This window comes from Roseiconus nitratireducens (genome assembly GCF_008629675.1).
Taxonomy (GTDB): domain Bacteria; phylum Planctomycetota; class Planctomycetia; order Pirellulales; family Pirellulaceae; genus Stieleria; species Stieleria nitratireducens.
In genome coordinates this window covers 510911-529423 of record NZ_VWOX01000001.1, presented here as the reverse complement: position 1 = coordinate 529423, position 18513 = coordinate 510911, and the positions used below count along the sequence as shown (strand labels likewise).

Genomic DNA, 18513 nt, shown 5'->3' with positions numbered 1-18513 from the left:
AAGCCAAAGGGGAATCAGTCCACAAACAGGAATTCATTGGTCAACAGCAGTGCCTGGGCAAGTTGCGCCAGTGGCTCCAGCGGCGGCGGTGGCGGTGGACCGAAGTCCTGTTGCGATTCCCAACGCTGACCCGCCAGGTCGCCGCCGATTCCCAGGATCACCGCCTGCCAGATAAATGCGTCCGCGGTCGTGGTCGGGCCGGGTGCGACGGCCAGATCGATCACCTGCCCCTTTTGCACCTGGATCGGCGGCACAACGGTTTTGATTTCACGGTTCTGGGCGTGAAACCGCTTGTCTTGCGACTGGTGGCGCACGACCGCCGTCACGCCGTCACCGTTTTCGCGACTGTGACGCAACGACCCGGTGACTCGCACGATTCCGTCGGCGGGGGCGCGCCATCGTCGAATCACGGCATGCTGTTCATCAATGCCGGGATGTCCGCCGGCGGCCGTGAGCCGCGCGTGACGGTGCACCGGATCCGGAAACGCTTCGCTGGGCTGGTACGCCTTTCCAGTCCAAAACGGCAACGGATGCAAGGTCGGATCGGTTCCGTCGTCGCTCGCCGCGGCGCCCCAACCGTAGGACCAGGTCTGATTGACCGACTGCGGTTCGGACGCGGCTTGCCGAAGGTAAGCTTCAGCCAGCTGTTGTTCGGTGGCACTCGGCTGGCGTCCGAACACCTGTCGGTAAAGTCCGATCACTTGTCGCGACGTGGCACCGGTCTCTCCCTGGGAAACTTGATCTCCTGGCAGGGACCTCTCTGCCGCAGCAACTTGCTCGGCAATCCCCCGAGCCATTTGGGCAACGAAGGGATGATTCATGCTGAACAAAGCCTGCTGCGGAATCGTGGTCTCCGCCCGCGAAGCGGCCGAGGAAGTCGGCGAAGCAAAATCAAACGTCCGCAGAATCGGATCCATTTCGACCCGATCAACGTAGGCGTAGACGGTCCGGCGACGCGTGAAGGGCTGCTCACTCAGATGCACGCTGCGACCGCCCAACTGTGGGTCCAGTTGACCGCTGACCGCTAACATCGAGTCCCGCATCGCTTCGAAATCCAGCCGGCGTCGGTTTTGTCTCCAAAACCATTGATTCTCAGGATCCGCTGCGAAGGCGGGTTGCCGCATCTGGCTGGATTGTGCGTACGTTTGACTGGTCGTGATCATGCGGTGCAGCCATTTCAGTGACCAACCGTTCTCCACAAATTGTGACGCCAGAAAGTCCAACAATTCGGGGTGGGTCGGCGGGTCACTGCGGAGCCCGAAGTCGTCAAGGGATGTCGCCAATCCGCGGCCGAAGTAGCGTGCCCAGACGCGGTTGACGATCACCCGCGACGTCAGCGGATTGTCCGGCGCTGTCATCGCCTCGGCCAGTTCGCGGCGTCCGCTGCCGTCGACAAACGGGGCCCGATCGTCGCCAGCCAAAATGGCCGGAAACTGACGCGGCACGCGATCTCCCCTGCGGTTCGGCTCGCCACGCAGCAACACAAACGGATTGACGATCTGCTCGGCGTCTTCGATCACCATGGCGCGCGGAGGCGACCCGGGGTGATTCGCTTTGACTTCGGTGATCGCCTTTTCGAAGTCCCCCAAAATCTTTCGGCCTTTGCCGAACAGCCGAGACGCCGCCGTGACTTCGTCGACATCCAGATCAAACCAGCCACCATCTTCCGCCATCAAGACCTGACGCACCTGCTCCAGTTGATCATCGGGAAGCCGTTGCCCATTGGGTTGCTCCTGTTTCCACTCCTGCCAGGCCGACAAAGCCTGTTCGAACAGCTTCGCGTAGGATTGCACCAATGCGTGGCGACTGTCGGGTGCGTCGGCGGACAAATGTTGTGCCACGATCGGCAAGACCTGATCTCCGGATTGCCACTCGCGGAGCCACCGGTCGATTGACTTCTTGAAGACCTTTTCGTCGACCGACAACGCCTGTTGCCAGGGGCCAAGCACCGGATGTGTTTGATCGCTTCGATCTCGCAAACGCCGACTGAGTGTCCGATCCAGCGGCGTGATCGCCGTTTCAGAAAGTTCCAGCTTGTCGATCACTCCGCGAACCTGCTGACTCTTGGCGACGCTCAAACGGTAAAAACCTTCCAAGTAGATTGGCAGATCCGAAGTCAACGTCTCGACCGCTTCGCGACGAAGTTGCTGTTGATAGTCCGCCAGCTCTTGCTTCTTCGCGGACAACGCTTGCTGGAATTCGGCCCGCAGTTTCCGATCAAATTGGTCGTCGCGGAGCTGTGGCAGCTTGTCCGGAATCTCGCTGCTGGCAAAAACGCCGTACAGCGAATAGTAGTCTTCAATCGGAACCGGATCGTACTTGTGATCGTGACATCGCGCGCACGCGACCGTCAGCCCCATCACGCCGCGACACACCACATCGATCTTGTCCGCCGCCTGCTCCAACCGGTTGTTTCGAAACCGTGGCCCAACCGTCAAGAATCCCAACGCAGCAAGCTCCGGCGCGTCCGGGTCGTCGGTAAAAAAGTCGGCGGCGATCTGTTCACGAATGAATTGATCGTACGGTTTGTCGTCATTCAAACTGCGAATGACGTAATCGCGGTAGGTATAGGCGAACGGGTAACGAAGATCCGCCTGGGCCTGCCAGTCCCGGGTATCGGCGTACCGGGCGACGTCCAACCAGTACCGGGCCCAGCGTTCGCCATAGTGCTCACTTGCCAACAACCGCTCAATGGCCTCGGCAACGACAACCGAATCGGGACGGGAATCCTCGCGGAAGTAATCGATTTCGTCGGCCGTCGGAGGCAGTCCGACAATGTCAAAGGACAACCGACGCAACAACGTCGCCCGGTCCGCCGGCCGGCTGGGGTGCAGCCGATGCTGCTGCAGCTTGCGCCAGATGAACGCATCGATCGGATTGCGTCCCCAGGACGCGAACGTCCCGTCCGGCGGTGGGACGGGTGTGGGCGGGGCGACATCCGCTACCGGCTGAAACGCCCAGTGGTTTTTCGCGGCACGGCCGATCGCTTCCTGATCCCCCAACGCAATCTCGGGTTTCATTCCCGACCGGTCCGTGGCATCGTTCTTGGGAGTCCAGGGCATCCCCATCCGTATCCAACGCCGCAGCACGGCAATCTGCTCAGCCTCCAGTGGCTCGTCGGGCGGCATCTGCTCGACGCCCTTGCCCAAAACCGCGCGGAGCAGCAAGCTTTCGTCGACGTTACCCGCGATCGCAGCCGGACCACTGATGCCGCCCTGCAACACCGCTTCGAGCGAATCCAATCGCAAATCCGACTCCTGAAGCGAATCGCCGTGACACTCATGACAACGTTCGATCAGCAGCGGACGAACCTCGCGTTCGAAGAACTTTTCCTGCGGTGAGAGTCCGGCAGCCGAAACGCTGGCGACCGTCCCGACGGCCAGAATCCAGGCAATCAGAAATCGTGGCATTGGAAGTGCTGAACGGAGCAGGAGGGAGAATCACACCGGGAACGCAAGCAGAAACGCCCGGCAGGCGGGATCCTTCATTTTAATCGCTCGGGATCGTCGGCGGAAACAGCCATCCGCTTCTTCCTTTGGCTGATTGTTCACCGCAGCGGATTTGGCAAAGTGAATGCTTGCAGCGTGATGGCCGGGACGCGGCTACTTTCGCGTTGCGAACGACGACACGTCGATCAATGGTGGCGGTGGCACCAGATGGCCAGCAATCGGGAAACGAATTGCAAGTCCCGGGAATTTTTGGCCAACAGATGATCCGCGTCCGCCAACGTGACCAGACTGACCGGTCGCACGGGTTCCGCCGGGTCCCCGGGAGGGGTCTGGATCAACGACATCAAACGCAAGGCGTGTTCGTAGCCGACCGTCTCGTCCACCGGAGAATGCAACAGCAGGACCGGGCAAGTGACCTGCGCCATCGACTTCGTCACATCGTGTTTTCGAAAATCTTCCAGCATCTGTCGGCGAATCTTCCAAGTGATCCCGCCGATCGTCACGGTCCCCACACCGTCGGATTCGATCTGCGGCGACATGCGTGCCAGCAACGTCGCCAAGTGACGCGTGTCACTGGGAGCCGCCAAGGTCGCCACAAACCCCAGCTTCTGCAGGGGAGCCGCGTCGGCGTCGGTCGCGTGGGATGCGGTCACCAAGGAAGCAATGCCACCAAAGCTGTGTCCCAGCAGCGCGGTGACGGGCCCCAACTCCTGATCGGCGAAACGAATCGCGGCCGCCAGGTCCGCGAGATTGGTGGTGAAATTCGATTCCGAAAAGTTGCCACCGCTACCGCCAAGCCCCATCATGTCAAAACGCAGCACCGCAACACCAAGTTTGGCGAGTGCACGACTGATCCGAACCGTCGCTTTCAAATCCTTGTTGCAGGTAAAGCAGTGCGAAAACACGGCCACGGGACATCCGTCCGCACCGCCGTCGTCGGGATCCGGACGATCCACGATTCCGGTCAACTCCATGCCCGGCAGGCCGCCCGGGAACTTCACACGATACGCTTTGGTCGAAAATGATTTCACCGGCTGATGTCGCCCGAGTTGCGGTTTGGATGCGGGAAGCGGAATGTTGGTTTGTCACGAATTCGATGGATCCATCGTCGCCAGACCGTGGCAACCCAGTAATCTCCATCCTCTGGCGAGCGTAGCGACTTCCAACGGACGCTGTCCAGCTAACGATGATTGGACTTTCGAAAGATCAGAACGATTGCAGCACTCAGCACTGCGACCACCAATAACGCGAGCAATCCGACCAGGGCCAATTCAAAGGGGCCAGGAAACGTTTGAACCACGACGGTCTCCGTTAAAAGGAAGGAAGCTTGATTTCACGGTGCTCCGATTGACCGTGCTTGGAGCTGTCAGCCCTTGGCAGTTGACTGCCGGCCCGCCGGCAGAATTCACCGAAGAGCAGAACTCACCGATGATCTGGGAACGGCGCAGCGTCCGCTGACAATCTCTTTGCAACACATGGGGCAGATTCTGTGCCACGCCGTGGGCGCTCCGATCTGGCCAAGACCACGCCGACGCGTGGCAACCGATCCGCGGACGACGCCCTCACCAATCCTGCAGCCCAAACGTCCGCCGCCCACCACGGGCGCCGATTGCTGTATCATCGTCCCGGTCGGGAAGGTATTCTCCCCTTCGGAAGGTTTTCTGCCCGGAGCGGTGCTGACGCGACCGTTGAATCAGAGGTGCCGGATGCGTTTGGGGAATCGCAGACGGGAGACCGGACCGGAGGGCACCGGTTTGTTCCGCCTGATCGGATTCATCTTGCCTGTGCGACGAAAGTTTCTCACCACGGTTTAAGGATTGGAGCGATGTTGGTTTTGGTCGTTTGGCTCTTCGCGATGTTGGCTTCGGTGGTTGCTCTGGTTTGGGCCTACCGATTCTTTCGGGAGATGATGAATCAGGACGAAGGCACGCCGGAGATGCGTGAGATCGCCGCGAGTGTTCGCCAGGGCGCCGACGCTTACCTGAAACAGCAATACACGTGGGTGACGATCGTCTTTCTGGTCGTCGCAGCACTGCTGGCGCTGGCTTCGCTTCAGTTCAAATTGTTGAGCGCGTTCACACCGATCGCCTTCCTGACCGGCGGGTTCTTCAGCGGGTTGGCCGGATGGTTCGGGATGAAGACCGCGACGCAGGCGAGCAGCCGGACCGCCGCGGGTGCCCAGCGGTCTTTGAACGAAGGCTTGCAGGTCGCCTTCCGCAGCGGAGCCGTGATGGGATTGACGGTTGTCGGACTGGGGCTGCTGTACATCTGCCTGTGGTTTGCAATCCTGTTCTGGCTGGTTCCCATGTTCACCGGCCAGACCGAACCGCCCAACCTGGCCAGTATCTCAGTGACCATGCTGTCGTTTGGCATGGGAGCCAGTGCCCAGGCGCTGTTTGCCCGGGTTGGCGGCGGCATTTTCACCAAGGCGGCCGACGTGGGAGCGGACCTCGTGGGCAAGGTCGAACAGAGCATGAAGGAGGACTCGCCACGCAACCCCGCGACGATTGCTGACAACGTCGGCGACAACGTGGGTGATGTCGCGGGGATGGGAGCCGACCTGTACGAGTCCTACTGTGGGTCGATCCTGGCGGCAGCAGCGTTGGGCGTGGCGGCGTTCAGCTCACCGTCGGTGATTCCCGACGGCATGCAGGCCTACCAGGCTCAACTGCAAGCGATGATGCTTCCACTTGCGATCGCTGCCACCGGCATTCTGCTGTCGATCATCGGGATTTACGCGGTGCGAACCGGCGAAGAACTGTCGCAGAAGGCGCTGCTGAACGCATTGGCCAAGGGCATCAATTTGGCGGCGCTGCTGGTCATCGTTGCCGCGTTCGTCGTGACGTCGTTGCTGATGCCGAAAGTCCCCGGAACGATGTTGTTTGGCGTGCTTCCCGGCTTGGCGATCAGCATCATCGTGGGCTTGGGCGCCGGTTGGCTGATCGGAAAATGGACCGAGTACGCCACCAGCGATGAATTCAAACCGACGCAGGACCTGGCCCAGCAGGCGGAAACCGGGCCGGCAACCATCATCATCAACGGCATTGCCGACGGCATGAACAGCACCTGGGTACCCGTGCTGGTCGTTTGCGGCGCGATGCTGATGGCTTTCGGCTTTGCCAACGGCGGGAACTTCAACGACCAAAGCTTCTTTCCGCTGGGGCTTTACGGAGTGGGGATCGCAGCCGTGGGGATGCTGAGCACTTTGGGAATCACCCTGGCAACCGACGCCTACGGACCGATTGCCGACAACGCCGGTGGCAACGCGGAAATGGCGGGACTGGAAGAAACGGTCCGCAACCGAACCGATGCCTTGGATAGCTTGGGCAACACGACCGCCGCCACCGGCAAAGGGTTCGCAATCGGATCGGCAGCCCTGACCGCCCTGGCCCTGCTGGCGGCCTATGTCGAAGGCGTGCGTGACGGCTTCGTCCGCTGGGGCGCCGATGTCGCCGCGTCGGTCAGTGACGACGGCCACTACAAGATCAACGAAACCATCATCGTTCGTCGGGACGCTGACACCAGCCAAGTCTTTCTGGTTTTGGAATCGCCGACGCTCGCCGAGGAAGGTATCAACCGGTGGCGAGAGATTCCCCATCGAGAACGTTTGGACGCCGCACTCACCTGGCCGTCCGAAGAGTCTCGATTTGGTCTTCTGGAAACATCCGGCGCCAGCGTGGTCGCGATCGACCGGGCAACCCTGCGTGACTTCCTGACGTTCTACGATGCGACGCTGATGAATCCACGAGTCCTTGTCGGCGTCTTTCTGGGCGCGATGAGCACCTTCCTGTTTTGCGCGATGACCATGAAGTCGGTGGGGCGCGCCGCCCAAGGAATGGTCTTGGAAGTGCGGCGACAATTTACCGAGACCCCGGGGATCCTCGATGGCAGCGTCAAACCCGACTACGCCCGCCCGGTTTCGATCAGCACGAAAGCGGCCCAGCGCGAAATGATTCTCCCCAGCCTGCTGGGATTGTTGCTGCCGATCCTGGTCGGTTTGCTGCTCGGTGTCGGCGGCGTCGTTGGGCTGCTGGCCGGCTGTCTGACCAGCGGATTCTGCCTTGCCGTGTTCATGTCCAATAGCGGCGGTTCCTGGGACAACGCCAAGAAATACATCGAGTCGGGGCAGTACGGTGGAAAGGGCAGCGATTCCCACAAGGCAGCCGTCGTGGGCGACACGGTCGGCGACCCGTTCAAAGACACGAGCGGCCCCAGTTTGAACATCCTGATCAAGCTGATGAGCATGGTCAGCGTCGTGGTCTCCGGTCTGATCGTCCGCTACTCCCTGGTCGCGATGGGAGTGTTCTAATCCAGTCGCGAGGCGGCGACAGCCCCCTGCGTCACCGTATGCCGACGGAAACGGCTGCCGAAAACGGCACCAGCCGCGAAGCGGCGACAGCAATCCGGTTCAGCGAGAGGCGAGGCAATCCTCCCCTCGACCCTCTTTGGAAAGGAGGGTGAAATAAAGCTGCCCGCTCGTCCGAGCGGGGGGTGCGCTGAGGAGCTTGCGACGTACGCCACATCTCCACGCTCTGGCGAGCGTGGCTACAAGTCTGGCGAGAATGGCTACACGGCTGGCGAGCGTGGCTACAAGTCTGGCGAGAATGGCTACACGGCTGGCGAGCGTGGCTACAGGAACGGACAGCGGTCCGGCTAATTCACCGTCCCGTTTTCCGGAGCGCTGATGCGTCCGGCTCGAAACGCATCGGCCATGGCCAACGGCACTTCGGCTTCGGCCAACACCAGATGCGACCGGTTGCTGGCGACCTTGGCACGCATTTGCTGCTCCTCGGCAACCGCCTCGGCGCGACGGCGTTCCGCCTGCGCCCGGGCGACGCGGGTGTCGGCTTCGGCCTGGTCGCTCTGCAAACGGGCGCCGATGTTTTCGCCCACATCGATGTCGGCAATATCGATCGAAACGATCTCGAAGGCCGTCTGAGCATCCAACCCTCGCTCCAACACCACCCGCGTGATCATGTCCGGGTTCTCGAGCACGGCAAAGTGGGTTTCGGCGGAACCGATGGAGCTGATGATGGCCTCACCGACGCGAGCGATCACCGTGTCTTCGGTCGCACCCCCGATCAGTTGTTCCAGGTTGGTCCGCACCGTCACGCGGGCTCGCACACGAAGCTCAATTCCGTTCTTGGTGATCGCGCTCAGCGTTGTCTTCCCGCTGCGACTCGGCTCGGGGCAATCGATGACTTTGGGATAGACACTGGTTTGGACGGCGTCCAAGACATCACGTCCGGCCAGATCGATTGCTGCCGCCTGATCAAAATCCAACGGGATCTCCGCTCGATGGGCGGCAATGATCGCATGGATCACGTTCATCACGTTCCCACCGGCCAGGTAGTGAGCTTCCAAGCGTCGCGTGCTGATCCCGGCTTTGCGACTGATGTCCAATCCGGCTTGGGCGGCCATCACCTTGGCTTGCACGATGACGTTCGGATTGACCTTCGTGAAGTGCATCCGAATCAGGCTCGGCGCGCTGACGTCGGCAACCGACATGTACGCCTGGATCCATAGCTTGCCGTACCGCAGGGCAAAGAACCCGAAGATCGCGGCGAATACCAGAAACACAAATCCGCCAACCGCGATCAACGCGGCGTAGAACGCGGTGTTGGCCAGCGGCAACGGGGAAAGCGCCAGCGCGGGAATCGGCCCCAGCGGAGAATCACCGATCAAAGAACCGACAACGGCGGGAGAAGCTGTCGACGGCGAAACGGAGAAGAGCATGACACGTTCCTTGTGACTGGCCTTGTGACGGGAGAGGCCGTGTGACGATCGGTCGGGTGTCCGGCGAACCGGTCTCAGCGATCGACCATCTTAAAGGTGACGACGACCGACTGGCAAGTGACCGGCCAGACGCCAAATCGCTCCCTGCGGTCCGCCCAGTCGACCGCGACGCGTGCTGAGGGGGGCTTCATTGCGGGTCGGATCTCGCCGCCGCAGCCTTTTTTGGAACGACTTTTGCACGATGAGCAAGCGGGCCCGGCGAACGCAATGCTGTCAAAGGTTCGTCCGGCGTGATCCGCACCGTTTGCATTCCGTTTGACGAGAAAACGATGAAGTTAGGTTGGAAATCGCTCCCCAGGTACATTTTCAACTATCGTTTTTTGGGCGTTCTATCTACGGTTGATGTCTGATGGAGCGGCTTCGTTTGCATCCGCTGGGCGCTCTACCTGCGGCTGCGACTTGGCAGAAGTTCGACATTGTTTTGGTGTCGGCGTCAGTGATTGGGGTGATCGCGGGTTCTGGACACGTCCAACTCGCCGATAGAGCAAAGCGGCGAGACGTGCGGAACCAGAGGAGACTGGAGCAATGAAAGGCAATTGGAAACGCGGCGATTGGGCCGTTTATCGAAAAAGCAAACAAGGTTCGACGCCGGGGCGGCGAGCTGCCCAGGTGATTGCATCGCCCAAGGGCGAAACCTACCGCTACGTGGTCGACAAGTTTTGGGTCGTCGACGACGTGTTGTCCGACGGCCGGCTCCGCTTGGTCACGGCCCGTGGCAAGGTCCACACGATCAACGTGGACGACCCGAACCTGCGACGCCCTGGATTGCTGCAGCGGTTGCTGTGGCGTGAGCGCTTCGTGCAGGTCGAAGAAGGGCGAGAAAACCCGAGCGACCGATCGCACCAAGTGTTCGGCGCCTGAGACCGGCAAGACTCTGCAACGCAGGCACGCTGCCCGCGTTGCTTGAAAAGTTGTGTGTCGTCTGAGAACGCGTGGCGACGGCAGCGACTAAGCCGCAAGGCGACACTTCGAAATGGCCACGCTCGCCAGAGCGTGGAAGCTGCAGCATCGCCGCCGTCTGGCGACGGCACTTCTATCCACTTGGCCAGCTTACTCGCTTGCCGGGTACAGCAGCTCGCCTTGGCCACCCACGCTGCGGTCGCACCGGACCCGCCAAATTGCCTTCGGCAGCTCATCGCCGCCAGCAATTTTGCGCAGGACTCGGTCGAAATCGGCATCATTCAACAGTTGCAAGAATCCGGCTCGGAACGGCACGGGTTCGGTAAACCGCTGGCTGGCTTCGCCCCCCGATTCCGTGACCATCGAGTCGGCGTCGGCTAGCAGGATCGTCCCCCGTCTCATTCCCATCGCCGGCTGGCGACCAACGCTGCCCCCGACGGCAATCGTTCCGGCGATCATCAGCGCCGCCAACAGCTCCGAAGCGTCTCCGTCGACCAACAGGCAACCACGCCGCATGCGATGCCCGGCATATCGGCCGACACTTCCCCGAACGCTGACGGTCGCACCATTGATCCCCAGCCGGGATGCTCCCAGCGGCGCCCCGACCCAGTCACCCGCGCTGCCTGACAACTGGACCACGCCGCCCGTCGCTGCACTGGCCAGGTAATCTCCGACGTCGCCTTCGATCAAAAACTCCCCTCGATCATGCCTGGTCGCCAACCCGTGGACGTGACTGAGCGGACCTTCAAAAACGATCTGCTCGGAATCGGACGGGGAAACGCGAACGTCGAAACAGTCACCGAGTTCGGTGGGGACGCCGTCGACGATCAGGGAAAGCCGTTGGATTTGGGCCAAGTCCCGCGCAGCCAACTGACTTCGGTGAATGGACGAGGCATCGATGTGCGCCGGTCCCGCCCGGCGCAGTCGGAATTCCCACCGCGTCATGACATCAGCTCGGACAGGTGAAAATGATGGCGTCCCAGTTTGCCGCCGTAGTTTCCGGCGGTGACCGCATGCAGCCCTCGGCCGCCGCAACAAACACACGCCGCCGAAATCCCCTGGCGCATGGCGTGGGCGATCGCGGCTTCACTCAAGCCGTCCAGCACGATTTCCAACACCGCGTTGTCGGCGGCTCCCAACCGAGATGGCGTGACGCCGCGCAGCGTGGGGCAGAAGGCATCGTTGGTGGACGCGACCAGCGACTTGTACTTTGAACCGATCTTCGATCCGCTGCGAGTCACACCGCCGGGAAACGGCAACACCACATCGGCCAGCGGCTCGATGGCAGACACGGCGGCCCGAGCCGCCCGGCTGGCCGATTCCAAATCGCGAGCGATCAACAAAAAGTTCCCGCCCCCGATTCCGTCGGTGCGGGGGACTTCGTGCTCGCAGATGAATTCCCCGTCCATCACCGGAATCCGCCAATACCTCCTGCCGCCGAACAGCTTGCTGATTTGATGGCCGTCACCAAAGTATCGCAGCGATTTCCCCAACGCCAAACGTTTCGGACACACCGCCGGGTCCAGTCCGCCGAACAGGGCGGTGGTCGGACAGGTCAGCACACACTGACCGGCCCGACGAACAATTTGTTTCTGCAGTTCGTCGGCGGACATGGCGAAAGCCAGCACGGAAACCCCCGGTCGTCCGTCCGGCGTTTCCGCCGCCGTCAGCCGTTGCTCAAGATCGATTTCCAATTTGCAGTCGATCACGCTGGTGCCGAACCCGCTGATCGCCCGGGCGGCCTGTTCGGCCCACTCCGCATCGCTGGCGGTGATCACCAGCCGCGTGGCCTTCATGTCAAACGCTTCGGCAAACGTCGGCTCGATCCGGACACCATTGATCTCGAGGGCCTCGGCGGAATCGTTCATCGCTCGCGCCCCCGGCTGAATTGTTTGACCGGTTCGCTGCCAATGACGCTGTGCAATTCGTCGTCGCTGATCCACAGCCGGCGAAGGTCAAAACAGGAACGTTGTTGAAAGCGTTCGGCAAACCCGTCGACGGATTCCGGATTCGACACGAGATCCGCTGTCAACGTCTGCGGCGGAAGCTTGGATCGATCGCTGGCTACCGCTCGCAAGCGATCGGACGAGGTGGAATCGATCACATGTTGACCCCGCACGAAGACGTGCTCGGGCGAACGAAACATTTTTTCCAGGTTCTGATCGTCGCGACGATACAACGCCAGATCGGCGATCGCCCCGGCGGCCAAATGCCCGCGATCCGCCAGGCCCAGAATCGATGCCGGTCCGCTGCGTGTCATCGTGGCGATCTCATGGACCAAGTATTCACGGTCAATGCCGGCCAACGATGAAGCCGCGGCGGCGTCGGGATGAATCTCGGCCAACGCCGTCTCGCGAAACGAACGGTCGCCGAGCAGCCGGATCAGATGCGGGTACGCGGTAAACGGCGCTCCGTTGGGATGGTCGGTGGTCAAGAACACGCGAGCGGGGTCATCGATCGTCAAAAACAGTTCCAGGCCGATGGCCCATTGCAACGAATGAACAAACCGCCGGCGCCGGTACCGAAACGGGACGACACCGCAGCCCGCTTCGCACTCGATGTCGACCAGCGCGGTCTTTCGCGGCGTCGCCCGCTTGCGGTTGGCGTGCTGGTGCATCGAATCGGCACTGATCGTCACGGTTTGGCCGAACATGACCTGGCCCACGTCCACCGTCACGTTGGGATGACGGTTCAACGCGGCAACCAACTGTTCGGCGGCTGACGACATTCGGTAGGGACCCTCGTTGCCGTAGCAATGAAACTGCACGTGCGTCAAATGAATCGGCAGCCCGTCGGCGGCTTCAATTGTGGCCAGGGTGGAGGCGATGTTGCCGGGCACGCCCAGATTGCTGCAGTGGACATGCAGCGGATGCACCAGCCCGATCTCGTGGGTCGCGCGCGCGAGAACCCGGATGATTTGGGCCGGTGTCACGCCGTAACGGGGATGCGGGGTATCGACGTCAAACTCGCGGAGCCCAAATTTGAAGGCCGAAATGCCGCCGGGATTGACCACCTTCACCGCGATGGCCTGCGTGGCTTTGACCATCCAGGCCACGTAGTCGTTGATCAGCGACTGGGGCAGCTGATCGGCGATCATCGACAACAGGACGTCGTCATTGCCCAGGATGCAATAACCGCCGGTCGCCAAGGCCGGCATGTCATTCATCTCGCTGTGAGCGGCCCGCGCATTGGTCGGCAACATCGCGGGCTCAAAGCCGACGGTGTATCCCATTTCCAGATACCGCTTGGCGGCCACGGCAGCGACGGGCAGGAAGGCACTTTCCCCAGCAGGCTCCTGGGCGGACCGCGCAGAAGCTTGCAGCACGTCGTCCAACAACATCCGCGCGATCGCCAGCTTGCCGCCACCGATGTGCGTATGGATATCGATCCCGCCGGCCATCACGACGCAATCGGTCGCGTCGATCACGACGTCGGCGTCCTGCGGCCGAAGCGACGCACCGTCGATGATGCGGTCCCCATCGATCCAGATGTCTTCCAGGCGATCAACCTCTCGTGACGGATCGACCAGGTGTCCTCCTTGAATCAGTGTCTTCATCAATCTTGTTCTGCAGCCGCCTTCGGTCCGTCACCCTCTTTCGGCCCAGCGTTCCCATCACCGGGTACCTCGGCCGCGTCTGCTGCCTCACCAGGCGCTCCATCAGCGGGTGCCGCGTCACCCTCGCCCCGGCGACGGCGTCGCTGCCCTTCTTCGGCCGGCGCTTCGCCGTAGACGCGGTCGGTCGTGATGGTGATTCGATCCGCTTTCACCTGGTTTTCATTCGGCGGCTGGTAAAAGCCGGCGACGCTGACCGTGTCGCCCGGTTGCGCCAGTGACAGGTTGTTGTACTGAATCTGCAGTTCGGCGTCGGCCGACAAGGGGATCTGCACGGGAGTCTTTCCGGCCTGGACCGCCAGCACCCCGTTGGGTGTCAAACCGAGCAGCGAACCGACCACCGTCAACTTGCCGGCCATCATCTGCTTGCCGCGGCCCCGCTGATCGCTGTGGACCCCCGGGGTGAATTGTTCTTTGGCACGGCCATGCAATGACTGCAGCGGGACGGGCTGGAACAACGTGACCTTGTTAATCGGCGACACCGGGATTCCCCCGGGCCCGAAATCACCGCTGAATCGCACCAGCATCCCGCGTCGCAGGAACGCCGGCGAAGCCTTGGCGACAAACTGGAAGGACGACACCGTTTCCGGCAACATCACCATCGCTTCGCTGCCATCTTCCTTTTCCACCATCACAACACCGCGCCGCATGCCCTTCAACTTGCCTTTGAAATTGGTCACCTCGTTGGCTGGTGTCGCCCCGGGCCCGCCGGCGGCGAACCCGGGTGGAGCCGCATCGACGCGGGCGATGCCACAGCTCGCGGACAACCACAACGTGAGGATCCCACACAGCGTGTTGACGGTCGCGGCGCGGGGGAAAGGGAGCAGGGCAAATCGCATGGCCGGGGGCTCCTCGCGGGTGCCGGGTCGGGAGAATACTTTCGCCGACAGTTTAATCGCAACAGCCCCCGGACGCGGCGCCCGACGTCGCTATCCAACGCGTTGGAATCGACGAAAGTACAAACGCTCCAAAACAACCTTCACCCTCCCTTCGGGAGGGTCAAAGGCGAGGCACGAGCCTTTGGGGAGGGTGCCTTCAAGAATCAGCTGAAATCAATGGCGCTCGACGTGCCCTCCCCGCGTCGTCGCAAGCTCCTCCGCGACCCTCCCGGAGGGAGGGTGAAGTGGCAATCAGCCTCGCCGGCGGAGCCGGCCAGACAGCGGGTCCCAAGGCGGGAGCTTTGGAACCAGAGCCCGCTCCGCGCGGTGGCAACTGCCTCCGCAACCTCCTTACCCGCCATTTTTCCCCCGGCCGCCTTGGGCTACTTTGAGTGCAGTTCTTGCCCTCCAATTGGCCCGCTTGACGTCAATGCCATGACCGCACCCACGCCCCCCGAGCGTCTCACGACCCGCACGCTGCAAAAACGACGCGACAAAGGCGGATCGATTTCGATGCTGACCGCCTACGACTACCCCACGGCCAAGGTGTTGGATGAAGCGGGGATCGACGTGTTGTTGGTCGGCGACAGCCTGGCGATGGTCGTCCAAGGTCACTCAACCACGTTGCCGGTGACCATGGATCAAATGATCTACCACGCCGAAATGGTCGGCCGCGCGGCTGAACGGGCGCTGGTGGTCGTCGACCTGCCGTTTCCCGAAGGTCAATTGGAAATTGGCCGCAGCATTCGGTCGGCCGCGCGGGTGCTGAAGGAAACACAATGCCATGCGGTCAAGCTGGAAGGCGGCGCCGAACAGGCCGCGCGAATCGACGCCATGGTGACCGCCGGAATCCCGGTGATGGCCCACGTCGGATTGCGGCCGCAAAACGTAAACGTTGATGGCGGCTACCGGGTCCAACGAGACCAGGAGGCCCTGGTCGCCGACGCCGTGGCCGCCGAACAGGCCGGGGCCTTCGCCGTGCTGATCGAATGCGTCCCCGAATTGGTCACCAAGGCGATCCACGATGCGATTCGGGTTCCGACGATCGGGATCGGCGCCGGGGGGAACACCACCGGCCAGGTCCTGGTAACGCACGACCTGATCGGTTTGACCGCAGGCTACACGCCCAAGTTCGTTCGAAAGATGGCATCGGTCGCCGAAATCGTCCGAGACACCGCCGCATCCTTTCATCAAGCGGTCGCCGACGGATCCTTCCCAGGACCCGACGAAACATTTCGCTAAAGCTTTCCAGGGGCCGACGCCGATGCGACCGCGGAAGCCCCTGATTGCTCTTGCCGCAACGGGGTTCTAAAACACCCCGGGTAGTTCGATTGCCCCGCTTGGCCCTCCAATCGCGAGACGACATGTCCCAGACCAACACGTTGCCACGTCGCCAGGAAGTCCCCCAGCAGGACTGCTGGGATCTTTCCAGCCTGTTTTCCGACGACCAACAGTGGGAAAAAGCTTTGGCCTCGCTCGGCGAGCGGATTGAGACCTACGAATCGTTTCGGGGGCGATTGGGCGAGTCGGCCGAAACGCTGTTGCAGGCTCTGCAATTCGACTCCGACTTTTCCCGCGACGCCGAACGGGTGGCGATCTACGCGTTCCTGAAAACCACCGAAGATCAGGGCGACAGCGATTCCCAGGCGATGAAGTCGCGGTTCCAAACCCTGGCCGTTCGGGCCAGTCAGGCCGCCAGCTATCTGCAACCGGAATTGCTGGCCATCGATCCGGCGGCGATGCAAACGCTGGTCGACGATCCGATTCTGGAACCGTTTCGGCTGCAACTGGAACGTGTGCTCCGCGAACGTCCGCACACGCTGAGTGACCGGGAGGAAAAGCTGCTGGCCATGCAGGGCGAAATGGCCTCGGCCGCCGGCAACGCGTTTCGGCAATTGAACGACGTCGACCTTCGCTTTGGCACGTTGAAAGATGCCAACGGCAACGAACAAGAGTTGTCGCACGCGACGTTCATCCAGTTCCTGCACAGCCCGTCGCGTGATGTTCGTCGCGAAGCTTTCCTGCAGTATTACAAGGAAGTCGGCGAGCACGAGAACACGTTCGCCGCGACGTTGGGCGGCAGCATCCATCGCGATGTCTACTACGCCCGCGCTCGCAATCACGAATCGTCGCTGGAAGCGGCGTTGTTTCCCGATAACGTGCCGGTGGAGGTGTACGAAAACCTGATCGCGGCCGTCCGTGACTCACTGCCCAACGTGCATCGCTACTTTGACGTCCGTCGCCGCAAGATGGACTTGCCGGACATCCATCATTACGACACCTACGTCCCGATCCTCAGCGGCATGAAAAAGGAGCACACCTGGGACCAGGCAGTGGACGTCGTGATCGAATCCCTGCAACCGCTCGGTGCCGAATACATCGGGACGCTGGAGCAGGGACTGCGGAATCGGTGGGCCGACCGCTACCCGAACCGAGGCAAGCAAAGCGGTGCGTTCAGCTGCGGGTCCTTCGACGGTGATCCGTACATCCTGATGAACTTCAAACCGGACGTGCTCAATGACGTGTTCACGTTGACCCACGAAGCCGGCCATTCGATGCACAGTTGGTACTCGGCGCACCATCAACCGTTCCAGTATTACAACTACACCATTTTCGTCGCCGAAGTCGCCAGCACGTTCAACGAGCAACTGCTGACCGAACACCTGTTGAAGAAGGCCACCGACGACACCGAAAGGGCGTATCTGATCAACAACGAACTGGACAGCATTCGGGCCACCGTCGTCCGGCAAACGATGTTCGCCGAGTTCGAGAAGCGGACACACGAAATGGCCGAAGCCGGCGAACCGCTGACCGTGGCGTCGTTCCGCTCCGTCTATCGCGAACTGCTGGACGCGTACTTTGGTCCCGAGTTTGTCGTCGACAAGGAATTGGAACTGGAGTGTTTTCGCATCCCCCACTTTTATCGTGCGTTCTACGTTTACAAGTACGCCACCGGGCTGAGTGCAGCCGTGGCGCTATCGCGGCGGGTGCTCGAAGGCGGCGAATCGGAATTGAAGGACTACTTGAAATTTCTGTCCGAAGGCTGCAGCAAAGACCCGCTGGATTTGTTGCGTGATGCGGGCGTTGACATGACCAGCCCCGAACCGATCAAGACGACGCTGGAGCGGTTCAAGACGTTGACCGACGAATTGGATGCATTGCTTTGAACCGGCCGGTCCGCCTGACCAAACAGGCGATTGCCGACGGCGCCGCGGAATTGGCCGGGCGGGACCCCGCCCTGGCCAAGGTGCTCCAGGCCCACGGTCCGCCTCCACTGCTCCGCCGCCCCGCTTCGCTGGGGACACTGGTCCAGATCATTTTGGAACAACAGGTTTCGGTGGAATCCGCCAAGGCGACTTACCTGCGATTCCGGGAGGCCTGTGGGACGCCGATCCGTCCGGATGCTATCGTGCGATTGGATGTGCCCGGTCTTCGCCAGCTGGGATTCAGCCGACAGAAAGCGCGTTACACCCTGGCCCTCGCACACGACTGCCTGGAAAAGCGGTTCCGCATCCAATCGCTCTCACGGATGAATGACGAAGCGGTGCGGGAACAGATCGTGGCTCGACTGGGGCTGGGACACTGGTCGGCCGACGTGTTCTTGATGACCGCCTTGTTGCGGCCGGACGTTTTGCCGGTGGGCGATCTTGGATTGATCAAGGGCATCGAAGAAATCGACCAGACGGAGTACGCCACGCCCCAGGCGGTCATCGAGCGGGCGCGGTCCTGGCGTCCGCTTCGGAGCATCGCCACGCGAATGGTGTGGCAGTGGTATGTTCACGGACGCGGACGCGATATCTTCTAGAACGTGTTGCCCCATGACACCAGACTCGCCATCGTCGCCTTTCGCTCCGCGAATGTTGTGAAACGCGGCGTC

12 protein-coding genes are annotated in these 18513 nt (G+C 61.6%); 5 read left to right on the top strand and 7 right to left on the bottom strand.

Annotated features, from left to right (window positions below; translation table 11 throughout):
• Window positions 1-14 precede the first annotated feature (14 nt).
• Entirely contained in the window at window positions 15-3410 is a 3396-nt protein-coding gene (locus FYK55_RS01755; RefSeq protein WP_150074270.1) for a PSD1 and planctomycete cytochrome C domain-containing protein, read from the bottom strand.
• Window positions 3411-3634: 224 nt separating this feature from the next.
• A complete protein-coding gene (locus tag FYK55_RS01750) occupies window positions 3635-4480 on the bottom strand; it encodes an alpha/beta hydrolase family protein (RefSeq protein WP_235908343.1) in 846 nt (281 codons plus the stop codon).
• A gap of 794 nt (window positions 4481-5274) precedes the next feature.
• Here FYK55_RS01750 and FYK55_RS01745 point away from each other — a divergent pair.
• Entirely contained in the window at window positions 5275-7758 is a 2484-nt protein-coding gene (locus FYK55_RS01745; RefSeq protein ID WP_150074269.1) for a sodium-translocating pyrophosphatase, read from the top strand.
• A gap of 344 nt (window positions 7759-8102) precedes the next feature.
• Here FYK55_RS01745 and floA read toward each other — a convergent pair whose 3' ends face one another.
• Window positions 8103-9185 (bottom strand): flotillin-like protein FloA, encoded by a 1083-nt coding sequence (gene floA, locus FYK55_RS01740; RefSeq protein WP_235908342.1) that lies wholly within the window; start codon window positions 9183-9185, stop codon window positions 8103-8105.
• 585 nt (window positions 9186-9770) lie between these two features.
• On the opposite strand from floA, the gene FYK55_RS01735 reads away from it, so the two are divergent.
• Complete coding sequence (locus tag FYK55_RS01735; RefSeq protein ID WP_201743586.1) at window positions 9771-10106, top strand: hypothetical protein; 336 nt, start codon at window positions 9771-9773, stop codon at window positions 10104-10106.
• 189 nt (window positions 10107-10295) lie between these two features.
• On the opposite strand, the gene FYK55_RS01730 is transcribed toward FYK55_RS01735, so the two are convergent.
• Genes FYK55_RS01730 through FYK55_RS01715 form a run of 4 tightly spaced genes read right to left on the bottom strand, consistent with a single transcriptional unit; the run spans window position 10296 to window position 14597 of the window.
• Complete coding sequence (locus FYK55_RS01730; RefSeq protein ID WP_150074268.1) at window positions 10296-11090, bottom strand: hypothetical protein; 795 nt, start codon at window positions 11088-11090, stop codon at window positions 10296-10298.
• On the bottom strand, window positions 11087-12013 hold the full coding sequence (fhcD, locus tag FYK55_RS01725; RefSeq protein ID WP_150074267.1) for a formylmethanofuran--tetrahydromethanopterin N-formyltransferase: 927 nt from the start codon (window positions 12011-12013) through the stop codon (window positions 11087-11089). The genes FYK55_RS01730 and fhcD overlap by 4 nt, the downstream gene beginning before the upstream one ends.
• The gene (locus FYK55_RS01720) at window positions 12010-13701 is read right to left on the bottom strand and encodes a formylmethanofuran dehydrogenase subunit A (protein ID WP_150074266.1); all 1692 of its coding nucleotides are present in this window, start codon (window positions 13699-13701) and stop codon (window positions 12010-12012) included. The genes fhcD and FYK55_RS01720 overlap by 4 nt, the downstream gene beginning before the upstream one ends.
• Complete coding sequence (locus FYK55_RS01715) at window positions 13701-14597, bottom strand: hypothetical protein (RefSeq protein WP_150074265.1); 897 nt, start codon at window positions 14595-14597, stop codon at window positions 13701-13703. The genes FYK55_RS01720 and FYK55_RS01715 overlap by 1 nt, the downstream gene beginning before the upstream one ends.
• Before the next feature lie 474 nt (window positions 14598-15071).
• Between FYK55_RS01715 and panB the strand changes: the two genes are divergently transcribed.
• From panB to FYK55_RS01700, 3 genes are all read left to right on the top strand, one after another.
• Entirely contained in the window at window positions 15072-15878 is an 807-nt protein-coding gene (panB, locus tag FYK55_RS01710; protein ID WP_150074264.1) for a 3-methyl-2-oxobutanoate hydroxymethyltransferase, read from the top strand.
• Between the two features lie 122 nt (window positions 15879-16000).
• On the top strand, window positions 16001-17803 hold the full coding sequence (gene pepF, locus FYK55_RS01705) for an oligoendopeptidase F (RefSeq protein ID WP_150074263.1): 1803 nt from the start codon (window positions 16001-16003) through the stop codon (window positions 17801-17803).
• Window positions 17800-18441 (top strand): DNA-3-methyladenine glycosylase family protein, encoded by a 642-nt coding sequence (locus tag FYK55_RS01700; RefSeq protein ID WP_235908341.1) that lies wholly within the window; start codon window positions 17800-17802, stop codon window positions 18439-18441. Before pepF ends, FYK55_RS01700 begins: the two co-directional genes overlap by 4 nt.
• Window positions 18442-18513: the final 72 nt, after the last annotated feature.

Excerpts from the sequence above, each read along its gene's own strand:
- FYK55_RS01755 (WP_150074270.1), bottom strand. The coding sequence starts at position 3,410 with ATGCCACGATTTCTGATTGCCTGGATTCTGGCCGTCGGGACGGTCGCC.
- FYK55_RS01745 (WP_150074269.1), top strand. The coding sequence starts at position 5,275 with ATGTTGGTTTTGGTCGTTTGGCTCTTCGCGATGTTGGCTTCGGTGGTT.
- floA (WP_235908342.1), bottom strand. The coding sequence starts at position 9,185 with ATGCTCTTCTCCGTTTCGCCGTCGACAGCTTCTCCCGCCGTTGTCGGT.
- FYK55_RS01735 (WP_201743586.1), top strand. The coding sequence starts at position 9,771 with ATGAAAGGCAATTGGAAACGCGGCGATTGGGCCGTTTATCGAAAAAGC.
- FYK55_RS01730 (WP_150074268.1), bottom strand. The coding sequence starts at position 11,090 with ATGACGCGGTGGGAATTCCGACTGCGCCGGGCGGGACCGGCGCACATC.
- fhcD (WP_150074267.1), bottom strand. The coding sequence starts at position 12,013 with ATGAACGATTCCGCCGAGGCCCTCGAGATCAATGGTGTCCGGATCGAG.
- FYK55_RS01720 (WP_150074266.1), bottom strand. The coding sequence starts at position 13,701 with ATGAAGACACTGATTCAAGGAGGACACCTGGTCGATCCGTCACGAGAG.
- FYK55_RS01715 (WP_150074265.1), bottom strand. The coding sequence starts at position 14,597 with ATGCGATTTGCCCTGCTCCCTTTCCCCCGCGCCGCGACCGTCAACACG.
- panB (WP_150074264.1), top strand. The coding sequence starts at position 15,072 with ATGACCGCACCCACGCCCCCCGAGCGTCTCACGACCCGCACGCTGCAA.
- pepF (WP_150074263.1), top strand. The coding sequence starts at position 16,001 with ATGTCCCAGACCAACACGTTGCCACGTCGCCAGGAAGTCCCCCAGCAG.